Genomic DNA, 11,455 nt, shown 5'->3' with positions numbered 1-11,455 from the left:
GCCGCCCGCACTCGCGGGTGCTCCGGCCGTTTCACGCCTGCCCGCGGCCGCCTGCGGTCTGGTCGGCGAGGGCCGCGAGGCCGTCTCGTACGTAGTCGCCCAGCGGGCGGGAGCGGCCGTCGAGGTGCCACTGCTCCAGCGCGCCGAAGTAGGCGCCGAACAGGTAGGACCGGGCGATGACGCGGGCCCGTGCCGGGCTCTCGCCGGCGTCCCGCAGCAGGGCGGTCAGCCGCTCGGCCTCCTCGTCGAGTGCGCCGTAGACGGCGGCCCGCACGGAGGGCTCCTCCATGACGTAGCGCATCCCCCGCCAGGATGTGCGGCGCCCGCCCTCGGACACGCCCGGGCCCTCGCCGATGCGGGCGATCAGCCGTTCGAGCGTGCCCGGCAGGTCGCCGGGGTCGATCTGGCCGGAGTAGCTGCCGAGCCCGACGGCGGCGAGGGGATCGGCGGTGAACAGGCCTTCCTTCGTGCCGAAGTAGCGGTAGAAGGTGCGCGGCGACACGCCGGACGCGGCCGCGATCTCCTCGATCGTGACGTCGGAGTAGCCGCGCTCGTCGAACAGGTCCATGGCGGTGTCCATGATCCGGTGGATCGCGTCCAGCCGGTTGCGCTGGCGAAGGGTCAGGGGCACGGGGCCAGCGTACTGCGTGTCCCATGATTGTCATTAGCTGCCTTATTGACAGTAGCTGCCAGTTCGTTGATTCTGGAGGCAGCAAGAGAGGAGGACGGAATGAGACCCTTCGAGATCGTGCTGGTGGCGGTGGACCTGCTGGCGCTTCTCGTGCTCGCGGTTCCGCCGCTGCGGCGGGCGCGGCACGTGGCGTCGCTCGCCGTGCTCGGCGCCGTGGCGCAGGTGCTGCTGGAAGGGGCGCGCATACCGCTCGTCCCCGCGTACGCCCTCGCGGTGGCGTTGCCGGCCGGGTGGCTCTGGCGGACCCTGCGCCCGCCCGTTCCCGCCTGGGCGGGCAGGATCGGCACCACGCTCGGCGCTATGGGGCTGGTGCCGGCCGTGGCGTTGCCGATGGTGCTGCCGGTGCTGCGCTTCCCGCCGCCCGAGGGCCCGCACGGCATCGGCACGCTGACCTATCACTGGAAGGACGCCGGCCGCCAGGAGATCCTCGGCCCGGACCCGGCGGCGCGCCGGGAGCTGATGGTGCAGATCTGGTATCCGGCGCGGCCCGACCCGTCGGCCCCGCGCACCCCGTACGTGGAGGACCCTGGAGTCATCACCGCGGTCGCCCAGCTAGCGGGCGTGCCGGACGCCACCTTCCAGCACATGCGCCAATCGACCAGCAACGCCGTCACCGGCGCCCCCGCCGTGCCCGGACGGCATCCGGTGCTGGTGTTCCTGGAAGGGGCGCAGGGCTTCCGGCAGATGAACATGTTCCAGGTCGAGGCGCTGGTCTCCCGCGGCTACGCCGTCGTCGCCATCGACCAGCCGTACGCCGCCGGATCGGTACGGTTCCCCGACGGGCGCTCGATCGCCGGGCTGCCACGCGACCGTCTGATGCCGCTCGTCGATCAGAGCCTCAAGCCGGCCGCGACAGCGCCGGTGCTGAACGGCCGCCCCCTCGCGGACGGCCTGATCCCGCACCTCGCGCAGGACGTGACCTTCACGCTCGACCGGCTGGCCGAGCTCGACCAGGCCGATCCCCGCGGCGTGCTGACCGGGCGGCTGGACCTGCGGCGTACCGGAGTCTTCGGCATCTCGCTCGGGGGCATCGTCACCGCGGAGGTCTGCGCGCGCGAACCTCGCCTGCGCGCCTGCCTGATCATGGACGCCCCCATGCCCGCAGGCGTGGTGCGCGACGGCATCAAGCAGCCCGCCATGTGGCTCACCAGAGAGGCCGCCACCATGCGCCGCGAAGGCTGGGACGAAGCCGAGGTCGAGCGACACCAGACCACCATGCGGGCGTTGTACGACAAGCTGCCGGGGGCGGGCTACTTCGTGCTCATGCCGGACACGTACCACGGCGACTACACCGACGCGCCCCTCTGGTCGCCGCTCATGCGCGCGGCGGGCCTGGCCGGGCCGATCGGCGCCGAGCGGGCGCACACCATCATCAACGCGTACACGCTCGCGTTCTTCGACCGGCACCTGAAGGGTGCCCCGGCGGACCTGCTCGACGGGGAGCCCGGGTTCCCCGGCGTGCGCTTCGTGAGCCGCGGGTGAACGGCGGCTCGCGGCGGGGCCGCACGTCCGGACCGCCCACGGCGTGCGGCGTACGTCCGGCCGGGCAGCGGCCGGGCTCAGCGTGGGGCGGGGAAGCGGCCGGTCAGCGTGGGGTGGCGAAGCGGGACAGCAGGTTGTCGGCGGCGGCGAAGGCGCCCACCACGTCGGCCGCCGTGCGCTGCCGACGCACCAGGCCCACGGCCTGCCCGGCGTAGAGGCAGGCGGTGTCGAAGTCGCCCTCGCGACGGGCCTGCGCCAGCTCCGCCCGCGCCGCCTCATCGTCGGCCAGCTCCGCCTCCCGGCCCACCCACCGGTCGAAGAATGTGTTGCGCAGGGCACGGCCGCCGTACTCGGAGGGCCAGGCGAGCCGCTGGGCCACGTCGAAGACGCGCCCGTACGCGGTGCCGGTCTCGTCGGCGTCGAGGATCCGCCGCCGCGCCGCCTCCGAGGCGGTCGTCTCCGAACACCCGAGGAAGGCGGTGCCCACCCAGGCGCCCTCCGCGCCCGCGGCCAGGACGGCGGCCAGACCGCGGGCCGTGGCGATACCGCCGGCGGCGAGCACCGGAACGTCCACCGCATCCAGAACGCTCTGGAGCAGGGGCAGCGTGGCCACGTCGGCGCGCCCGTGCCCGCCGCCCTCGCCGCCGCGGGCGACGACCACGTCCACGCCGGCCCGTTCGGCGGCGCGGGCCTCGTCCGTGGTGCCCGCCTGGACGGCCACGGTGACGCCGGCCTCCCGCAGCGGTTCGACGTACGGGAGGTAGTCGCCGAAGCTGACGGAGACCAGGGCGGGACGGGCCGCGAGCACCGCCTCGAACTGGCCGGGATTGCCCGGCAGCGCCCAGGCCATCAGTCCGACGCCGTACGCCCGCCCGCTCGCGGCCGCCACGGCCGCCTGTTCGGTGACCCACGAGCCCGGCACGGTGGGGGGCACGCCGACCATGCCGAGCCCGCCCGCCACGGAGACGGCCGCGGCGAGCCGCCCGTCGCCCACGCCCGCCATCGGCGCGCCGACGAGCGGCACGTCGAGCCGGAAACGGCCGGTCAGCCAGGTGTTCGGCATCCTGTCAGCTCCTTCGGGACTCCGGGGAGTGCGTGCCGCGCTCCACGCCGGTCGTGACCATGGTGCCAACAACCTGCCCCGCGCCGCACGATGCGCAGGCGAGCGGCATGTCGCAGGCCGTGCCACCCGCACGCCGGCGCCACGGCCGTGCCGCCTGTGGGCGCGAGAGCGGCTGCCCCACCGGCACATACTGGCGGCGGCCGGGACCCCGCCGGGCGCACCAGGCGCCACGACTCCACCCGGCTGCCCGGTCCGCCGCCTCGGCCAGCCGCTTCGGTCCGCCGCTGCGGCCGGCCGCCTCGGTCCGCCGCCTGGCCGGTCGTCCGCTCTGCCCTGGCCGGGCCTGGCGCCCGCCTACCGGCCGGGACGGCGGGGAGTCACGTCCTCTGCTGGGCCTTGAAGGCGCCGAGCCAGTAGTTGGGGGCGGACGTCCCGTCTCCGCGTGGCTTGACGGTGTAGGTGGCGAAGACGCTGTTGAGCAGCCACGGGTCCTTGTCCGGGCTGAAGTTCCGCGTCATCAGGTCGTCCTGCTTGAAGCCGTACGTCGCCACCGCCAGCCGGCCGGTGCCGCGGTAGAGCCGAATCTGGTCGCGCAGGAAGGTCGACTGGCTCGTGAACCACGGGCAGCTGGTCAGGAAGTCACGCCATTTGCGCTGGGGGAAGGGATCGTCGATGGCGGCCTTGATCACCTGCCAGACCTTGGTGCCGGGGGCGAATCCGTAGCGCCGGGCGAAGTCCGCCGCGACCGGGTCCTCCAGGTGCCGTTTCCAGTGCCACACCAGCGAGAACTCGGTGACGAGGAACGTCTGCCCTGCGCGCATCCGCGGCAGGATGTAGTCGAGGAACGGGCGCGTGCTCTCCGGCGTGGGCACGTGGGGATGGATGTCGACGCCCTCGATCTCCGGAGTCTCGCGGACGAAGGTCATCCAGCGTTCCGCGGCGGGTGTGCGGCGGTCGGCCAGGTCGAGCCGGTTGAGCGCCCCCATGTAGAGCTTGGTGCCGCAGCCGGCGCCGCAGTGCTTGCGTCGATAGCCGATCACGTGCCGGGCGACGGTCTCGTAGAAGGCGTTGAGCCGCCCGTCGCGTTCGGCGGGCAGGCTCTCGATGAACGGCTCGTTGCCGATCGTCATGATGTCGGCCTTGCCCATCACGGCGGGCAGCACCCGGTCGAGGCGGGCCAGCTCCGCGGCCATCTCCTTGCTGCCGGGCGCCGGGAAGGACGCCTGGTTGTACGGGAACTTGAGGCTCAGCAGGGTGTCGTAGCCGCGCCCCGCGGCCTCGTTGAGGGTGCGGATCGCGAAGTGCTTGGCGGGGTCACCCTGGTCGGCCGCGGGCATCGGGAAGAACCCGCGCACCCACTGGGCGCCGGCCTCCCGCAGCTCGCGATAGTCCAGCGCGTCGAGGTTCTGGTTGAAGTTCGCCCCGAGGGCTCCGAGAGCGGTTTCGCGGGGCTGGTCGTCCCGCACGGGTCTGCCTCCTTGGGCGGTGGCGGGGGCGGCGGTCGAGAAGGCCAGAACCGTGGTCAGAGTGATGATCGGCAGTCGGCGCAGCATGATGGCTCCCTGATGCTGGGGGATGAGCGGTTGTCATCGGCGCACTCGCCGGTCATGTTTGCGCTAACTCGTTCGTGCTGTCAATGGCCGATCGGTGAGGGGTCAGCGGCCCGGCGGCGCGGTGGACGCGCGGACCACCAACTCGGGACGGACGAACCGGCTGGTGCCGGCGGCCGTCGCCGGCACGGCGGGCGTCTCGATCTGGGCGATCAGATGCTCCAGGCAGCGGCGCCCCACCGCGGCGAGGTCCTGGCGCACCGTGGTCAGCGGCGGGGTGAGGAAGGGCGCGAAGTCGAGGTCGTCGAATCCGACGACGCTCAGATCGCCGGGCACCCGGCGGCCCAGCTCGGCCGCCGCCCGCAGGACGCCCACCGCCATCTGGTCGTTGGCGGCGAAGACGGCGGTCACGGAGTCGTCGGTCAGCAGGCGGAGTGCCGCGTCGTAGCCGGACCGCGGCGACCAGTCGCCGACGACGGGCGGCGGGATCGCCCGTCCCGCCCGCTTCAGCAGCCGCTGCCAGGCCGCCCTGCGCCGCTGCGCGGGATGGGACCCGGCGGGCCCCGCCACGTGGTGGACCGTGGCGTGGCCCAGCTCCAGGAGGTGATCGACGGCGGCGCGGGCGCCGGCCGCCTCGTCCATGCCGAACGTCGGATGCCGGTGCGCCGCCTTGCTGTCGGCGATGACCAGGGGCACCTCGTCGGACAGCTGGAGGTGGGGAGTGTCGAGCACGCGCGCCTCGATCACGATCACGCCGTCGACCGCACGGTCGGTGAGGCCGCGCACGGCCGCGCGCACGTCCTTCTCCGTGGGGGCGTCGACCACCGCGATGCTCACCGAGTAGCCGCGGGCCTGGGCGCCGGTCACGACGGCCTCGACGATGCGCACGTTGAGCACGGCGCTGAGGTTGAACGTGACGACGCCGATCGTGCCGAACCGGCCGGTCGCCAGCGCCCGCGCGGCGATGTTGGCGCGGTAGCCCAGCTGTTTCATGGCCGTCTCGACCTTGAGCCGGGTGGCGGCGGTCACGCGGTCGTTGCCGTTCACGACCCTGGAGACGGTCTGGCCGGAGACTCCGGCGAGTTTGGCGACGTCGGCCATGGACGGCCCTCCGGACGCTCTCGTGCCTGGTGCTCGAACCACGCCGGGCGTCTCCCTTCGTCATCGCAGCGGGTGGAGCGCACGAACAGGCGGGGACGGGCCGGTCAGGGCCTGGCCGCCGGCGCTCTCGACGTCGCTCAAGGACGTGTCGCCGCCGACAGCGTACATCCCTGCCCAGGGCCGCGGAAATCGTTCCCCGAGTCCTCGTATGCTCGCTCCTCTTGTTTACGCAAACATGCATATCACGACGTAAAGCCGACTATGCACAGCGCAGTGGCCCGTGCCGGTCGAGCGGAAACCTCACCGGCACCGTCTTGACGCTGGTTGGCGGCGGACATAGGTTTGCGCAAACATAAACTCGCTTGACCGGGGGATCCCTGCGATCAGGGATGGGCGGGACAGGTCGCAGACCGAACCGACGAAGAGGAGTCGCCATGCGGCGGCATCAACGAATCCTTGGAAGCCGGCCCGGCGCGGGGAGCGCCGGGCGACCCAGCATGGGCCGACGCCAGTTCATCGGCGGCGCCGGCGCCGCCGCACTCGCCGCGGCGCTCGCCGGATGCACAGGTGGCGGGCAGATGAGCCGGGAAAGCGGCGGTTCGAGCGGATCCCTCCAGTGGTGGGATCAGTTCCGCCCGTTGACGAAGATGTTGCAGGACCATCTTTTCGCCCCCTACATGAAGGAACATCCCGGGGTCACGATCGAGCGGCGCCAGATGAACGTGCCCGACCTGGGCCAGGCCCTGCAGGTCGGGCGGCGCAGCAACCAGATGCCGGACGTGCACTCGCTGGCCGGCCTGGGAACCTCCGCCGCGGCGCTGGTCAGCCAGGGCTGGTTCCAGCCGATCGGCAAGCTCGCCGATTTCCAGGGGAGCCCGGTCGGCGAGTTCCTCTATGACGGCATGCACCGCTTCGACGGCGAGGTCTCCTCCTTCCCCCTGTTCTCCGGCCGCTGGCACGAGGCGGTGCCGTGGTTCAACACCGCGATGCTCAAGCAGGCCGGGGTCGACCCCGAGGAGGAGCCGGGCACGTGGGACAAACTGCGCGACGTTGCCCGGCGCCTCACCAAGGGCACCGACGACGGCGTGTACGGGATCGTCGTGCCGAGCAAGGAGACCGAATACCTGCAGTTCCTGGTGAACCGGCTGGCCATGACCGCGGGCGCGCCGGGCGGCATCGACTGGGCGACGGGCGCGTACGCCTACGACGCCCAGCAGTACGTCGACGCCATCGAGTTCCTGACCGCCCTGCAGACCGACAAGGTCGTGCATCCCGCGTCCCCGTCGATGGGCCCCCGCGACGCCCGCGCCCGCTGGGCGGCCGGTCAGGCGGGCGTGTACCTGTGGGGCGCCTGGTTCATCGGCGGCCTGCGCGTGGACGAGCCGGAGGCCGTGGAACGCGGGGTCGGCACCTGGCACATCCCCTGCCCCGAGACGACCAGGAACGTGGTATACAGCCCCCCGCAGTCCGGCACCTTCTGGGTGTCGAGCCAGTCGAAGCGGGCCAAGGACGCCGCCCAGCTCATGCTGCAGATGACGACCAGGGAGTTCCAGGCCAGGCTGGCCGCCGCCATGGACCAGCCGCCCGTGCTGACCGACGTGGTGGAGGAGGCGGAGGTGCACCCGGCCTACCGGCGGTGCGTGGCCAACTTCCAGGACGACGTGAGGATCGCCCCGGCGCCCGAGGTCGGCACCCCTGGCGTCTGGCAGGTGCTCGCCGAGATGCGTGACATCCATCCGAACCTCGGCGACATCGTCCAGTCGGTGCTGACCGGATCGACCTCCGACGTGGCCGGCGAGCTCCGCCGCTACACCGACGCGATGAGCGCCGAGCGCGAGCGCGCCATCAAGGTCGTCCGCGAGGAGAAGGGCGTCGAGGTCGGCACGGAGGCCTGGGTGTTCGCCAACTGGGACAGGAAGGCTGACTACGACCAGCAGGCCTACGCCGAGCGCTGAGCCGAGCCCCGCCTGCGAACAGGAGCGCGATGACAACGACAATCCGGCGGCGCGAACGTCCGGCCGTGGCGCCCGCGCGGGACCGCGGCGGGCGCGGCCTGCTACGCCGCCTGCGGCAGGACTGGTGGATCTACCTATTCCTGCTCCCGACCCTCCTCGGCTACGGCGCCTACACCGTCTACCCCCTGCTGGCCTCGTGGTGGTTCGCCCTGCTCGACTGGCCGGGCTTCGCGACCGCCGGCACCTTCGTCGGCGTCGAGAACTTCGAGCGGCTGATCGGGGACGACCTCTTCTGGAACGCGTTCTGGAACTCGATCGTGTTCCTGGTGTTCGCCGTACCCCTGCGGGTGGGGCTGGCGCTGGCGCTGGCGCTCGTGCTGAACCGGAAGAAGACGCCGTTCAAGGGCTTCTTCCGTACCCTGTTCTTCCTGCCCGTCGTCACCACGGGAGCCATCGTCGGCGTCGTGTTCACCCTGCTGCTCGACGCGAGCGGCCCGGTGAGCCTGGCGCTGGTCTGGTCGGGGCTGATCGACTCGCCGGCGAATTTCGCGGCCGGCGCCGGCACTTCGCTCTACGCCGGGATCGCCGTGTGGGTGTGGAAGTGGCTGGGCATCACGCTGATCTACTGGCTCGCCGCGCTGCAGACGATCCCGCAGGGGGTGCACGAGGCCGCGATGATCGACGGCGCCGGCGCCTGGGCGGAGTTCCGCCACGTGACGATGCCGCTGCTCGTGCCGTTCCTCGTGATCATCACTCTGATCGACACGGTGGCCGCGTTCAACGTCTTCGACCTGATGCAGACCCTCACCGGCGGGGGCCCGTCCTTCTCATCCGAGGTGATCGAGATCTTCATCTTCCGTACGGCCTTCCAGGCCACTGTTCCCCAACTGGGTTACGCGTCGGCGGCGGCGGTGCTGTTCGGGCTGCTGACCATGGGCTTCGCGATCGCCCAGGCCGTGGGCATGCGCTGGGCCAGAGGAAGGACCGGCGCGTCATGACGGCGACCGCGCAGGCCGGCCTGACCTGGCGCGCCCGCCTGCTCCGCCGTCCCAGCCCGGGTCAGGTGGTGACGGTCGTCCTGCTGCTCGTTCTCGGAGGCCTGTGGGTCTACCCGTTCGCCTGGCTCGTCTCGGCGTCGCTGAAGTCCTCGCCCGAGATCTTCGGCCGCGGGCTCGCCCTGCTGCCCGAGCAGCCGGTCTGGGAGAACTACGCCCGGGCCTGGAACGAGGTGGGCTTCGCCACGTACTTCGTCAACACGCTCATCATCACCGTGGGCACCGTGCTGCTCGTCGTCGTGCGCAGCGCTCTGGCGGGGTACGTGCTCGGGCGTTTCGACTTCGTCGGCAAGAAGCCGCTCATCGGGGTGTTCCTGGTCACCTTCTTCCTCCCCGAGGGGTACACGATCATCCCGATCACCCAGCTGACCGACCAGCTCGGCCTGCTCAACACGCACGCCGGCGTGATCCTCGGGCTGGGCGCGGGCGGGCAGATCGCCTCGACCCTGCTCTACGCGGGATATTTCCGGCGGCTGCCGAAGGAGCTGGAGGAGACCGCGCGCCTGGACGGCGCCGGACATTTCACGGTCTTCTTCCGCGTGATGCTCCCGCTCGCCTCGCCGATCACCGCCACGGTGGTCATCCTCACGTTCCTGTTCGCCTGGAACGTCTACCTCCTGCCGCTGGTGTTCACGCTCAGCGAGCCCAGCCTGCGGACGCTGGCCGTGGGCATGACCGTCTTCGTCGGAGAACAGGGCACCGACTGGTCGGGCATGGCCGCGGCGGCGGTCATCTCGCTGATCCCGGTGATCGCCGTCTTCGTCGTGCTCCAGCGCAAGTTCGTCGACAGCATCGCGGGAGCGGTGAAGCAATGACCGGAACGGAGATCCCTGACATGCCCGTCCCCGCCCGTGAGGCGCTCGTGACGATCGACACCCGCCACCCGGCGGGCCGGCTCGACGACGATGTCTACGGCCACTTCCTGGAGTCCGCCTTCTTCGGCAACATCGAGGGCGGGGTGTTCGACGAAGGGTCGCCGCTGTCCATCGACGAGCCCGGCCCGCTCCGCGGCGTGCGCGCCGACGTGCTGGAGCTCTGCCGCGAGCTGGCCCCCGGCCCCATCCGCTGGCCGGGCGGCAACTTCACCTCCGCCTACCACTGGGAGGACGGCGTCGGCCCGCGCGACACCCGGCCCCGCCGTCTGGAGCTGGCCTGGGGCGGGCTGGAGTCCAACCGCTTCGGCACCGACGAGTTCCTGGCCTGGTGCGAGGCCGTGGGCGCGGAGCCGTACCTGGTGCATTCCTGCCGGGACGTCGACGAGGCGGTGCGCTGGGTCGAGTACACCAATGCCGCCCAGGAGACCGCGCTCACCGGCCGGCGCGCCCGCAACGGGCGCGCCGAGCCGTGGAAGGTGAAGTACTGGGGCGTGGGGAACGAGGTCTACGGCCCGTGGCAGATGGGTCACCGCCCGGCCGAGGAGTACGCCGCCGCGGCCCGCGAGCACGCCAGGTTCATGCGCCTGGTCGACCCGGAGATTCGCCTGATCGGCGTCGGCATCCCCTGGCAACAGGAACAGTGGACGCTCCCGCTGATGCGGCAGGCGGGCCACCTGCTCGACTACCTGTCCCTCCACCTGTACGGCGCCAGCACCCACCTGTGGACCGGAGACGACTACGACGACGTCGTCGCCCAGTCCCTCTACTTCGAGCGGGAGATCCACGCCTACTCCCAGCTGGTCACCACGCTCGCCGCGGAGGCCGGGCTGGACCGCCCGCCCGCGCTCGCCCTCGACGAGTGGAACATGCGCCACCTGGAGCCCGCGGCCTGGCCGGACCCGCTCCCCGGCGACGACGGCGGCATCGCCCCGCGCGAGATCTCCGACGTGACGCCCGCTGATCGGCCGCGCCCCGTACGGGTGAACCGGTGGAGCCCGCGGACGGTCGGCGACCTCGTCTTCTACGCCGGGGTGTTCCACGCCATCCACCGCACCGCGGGCCTGCCGGCGCCCGTGAGCATGGCCAACCCGGTGAACCTGGTCAACGCCAACGGCGTGATCGTCGCCCGTCCCGGCGGCGCCCTGCGCTCGGCCATCTACCACGTCTGGCACCTCTACCGGCACCACACGGGCCCGACCGTGCTGCCGTCGCGGGTGGACGGCCCGGCGCGGTCGGCGGCGGTCCGGCTCGGAGACAACCGCGGCCCGGACGGACGGCTGCTCACCGCGCCCATGACCGTCCCCTACATCGACGTGTCAGCCACCCGCGCCGATGACGGCTCCGTGCGGGTCGCGGTCGTCAACCGGCACCGCGACGAGACCGTGCGCCTGCGGATCGTCCTCGACGGCGCCGCCGGCGACACCCCCGTGAGTGCGCGGGTCCGCACCCTCGGGACCGGCGACCTGCACGCCGCCAACACCCTTGGGGCGCCGGACACGGTCGCGGTGCGCGATCTGGGGCAGGTCGAGGCGAGCGACGGCACGTGGGCCGTGGGCCCGCACTCGGTGACCGTGCTCGCCCTCTGACGAACACCCCTCAGGAGGAACAGCAAACGGTGACCGGCCACGAGGCCATCGACGGGGCACGGCGGCCAGGGAGCCGTAGCGCGGCGAGCCTCTGGCA

Annotated in this window: 9 protein-coding genes; 5 read left to right on the top strand and 4 right to left on the bottom strand. The window is 72.0% G+C overall.

What is annotated here, in order from left to right; genetic code table 11:
• Positions 1–31: 31 nt before the first annotated feature.
• Positions 32–631 (bottom strand): TetR/AcrR family transcriptional regulator, encoded by a 600-nt coding sequence (locus E1294_RS09280; protein ID WP_132506816.1) that lies wholly within the window; start codon positions 629–631, stop codon positions 32–34.
• A 99-nt stretch (positions 632–730) separates the two neighbouring features.
• Between E1294_RS09280 and E1294_RS09275 the strand changes: the two genes are divergently transcribed.
• Complete coding sequence (locus tag E1294_RS09275; RefSeq protein WP_132506814.1) at positions 731–2,173, top strand: alpha/beta hydrolase family protein; 1,443 nt, start codon at positions 731–733, stop codon at positions 2,171–2,173.
• Between the two features lie 103 nt (positions 2,174–2,276).
• On the opposite strand, the gene E1294_RS09270 is transcribed toward E1294_RS09275, so the two are convergent.
• From E1294_RS09270 to E1294_RS09260, 3 genes are all read right to left on the bottom strand, one after another.
• Entirely contained in the window at positions 2,277–3,236 is a 960-nt protein-coding gene (locus E1294_RS09270; RefSeq protein WP_132506812.1) for an NAD(P)H-dependent flavin oxidoreductase, read from the bottom strand.
• Positions 3,237–3,613: 377 nt separating this feature from the next.
• Positions 3,614–4,789, bottom strand: coding sequence for a hypothetical protein (locus E1294_RS09265; protein ID WP_220447636.1), 1,176 nt, complete (start codon positions 4,787–4,789; stop codon positions 3,614–3,616).
• Between the two features lie 102 nt (positions 4,790–4,891).
• Positions 4,892–5,887 (bottom strand): LacI family DNA-binding transcriptional regulator, encoded by a 996-nt coding sequence (locus E1294_RS09260; RefSeq protein WP_132506810.1) that lies wholly within the window; start codon positions 5,885–5,887, stop codon positions 4,892–4,894.
• A 497-nt stretch (positions 5,888–6,384) separates the two neighbouring features.
• Between E1294_RS09260 and E1294_RS09255 the strand changes: the two genes are divergently transcribed.
• Genes E1294_RS09255 through E1294_RS09240 form a run of 4 tightly spaced genes read left to right on the top strand, consistent with a single transcriptional unit; the run spans position 6,385 to position 11,358 of the window.
• Positions 6,385–7,842: an ABC transporter substrate-binding protein gene (locus E1294_RS09255; RefSeq protein WP_165977190.1), complete on the top strand. Its 1,458-nt coding sequence runs from the start codon at positions 6,385–6,387 to the stop codon at positions 7,840–7,842.
• 29 nt (positions 7,843–7,871) lie between these two features.
• On the top strand, positions 7,872–8,840 hold the full coding sequence (locus E1294_RS09250) for a carbohydrate ABC transporter permease (protein ID WP_132506806.1): 969 nt from the start codon (positions 7,872–7,874) through the stop codon (positions 8,838–8,840).
• Positions 8,837–9,712, top strand: coding sequence for a carbohydrate ABC transporter permease (locus E1294_RS09245; protein ID WP_132506804.1), 876 nt, complete (start codon positions 8,837–8,839; stop codon positions 9,710–9,712). The genes E1294_RS09250 and E1294_RS09245 overlap by 4 nt, the downstream gene beginning before the upstream one ends.
• The gene (locus tag E1294_RS09240) at positions 9,709–11,358 is read left to right on the top strand and encodes an alpha-L-arabinofuranosidase C-terminal domain-containing protein (RefSeq protein ID WP_220447635.1); all 1,650 of its coding nucleotides are present in this window, start codon (positions 9,709–9,711) and stop codon (positions 11,356–11,358) included. The genes E1294_RS09245 and E1294_RS09240 overlap by 4 nt, the downstream gene beginning before the upstream one ends.
• The last annotated feature ends 97 nt before the right edge of the window (positions 11,359–11,455 follow it).

Origin of the sequence: Nonomuraea diastatica, assembly GCF_004349015.1 — a bacterium.
In the GTDB taxonomy this organism is placed as follows: domain Bacteria; phylum Actinomycetota; class Actinomycetes; order Streptosporangiales; family Streptosporangiaceae; genus Nonomuraea; species Nonomuraea diastatica.
This window is presented reverse-complemented; position numbering and strand designations above follow the sequence as displayed.

What these genes read in the sequence shown, in the direction of transcription:
- E1294_RS09275 (WP_132506814.1), top strand. Translation starts at nt 731, where the DNA reads ATGAGACCCTTCGAGATCGTGCTGGTGGCGGTGGACCTGCTGGCGCTT.
- E1294_RS09270 (WP_132506812.1), bottom strand. Translation starts at nt 3,236, where the DNA reads ATGCCGAACACCTGGCTGACCGGCCGTTTCCGGCTCGACGTGCCGCTC.
- E1294_RS09265 (WP_220447636.1), bottom strand. Translation starts at nt 4,789, where the DNA reads ATGCTGCGCCGACTGCCGATCATCACTCTGACCACGGTTCTGGCCTTC.
- E1294_RS09260 (WP_132506810.1), bottom strand. Translation starts at nt 5,887, where the DNA reads ATGGCCGACGTCGCCAAACTCGCCGGAGTCTCCGGCCAGACCGTCTCC.
- E1294_RS09255 (WP_165977190.1), top strand. Translation starts at nt 6,385, where the DNA reads ATGGGCCGACGCCAGTTCATCGGCGGCGCCGGCGCCGCCGCACTCGCC.
- E1294_RS09250 (WP_132506806.1), top strand. Translation starts at nt 7,872, where the DNA reads ATGACAACGACAATCCGGCGGCGCGAACGTCCGGCCGTGGCGCCCGCG.
- E1294_RS09245 (WP_132506804.1), top strand. Translation starts at nt 8,837, where the DNA reads ATGACGGCGACCGCGCAGGCCGGCCTGACCTGGCGCGCCCGCCTGCTC.
- E1294_RS09240 (WP_220447635.1), top strand. Translation starts at nt 9,709, where the DNA reads ATGACCGGAACGGAGATCCCTGACATGCCCGTCCCCGCCCGTGAGGCG.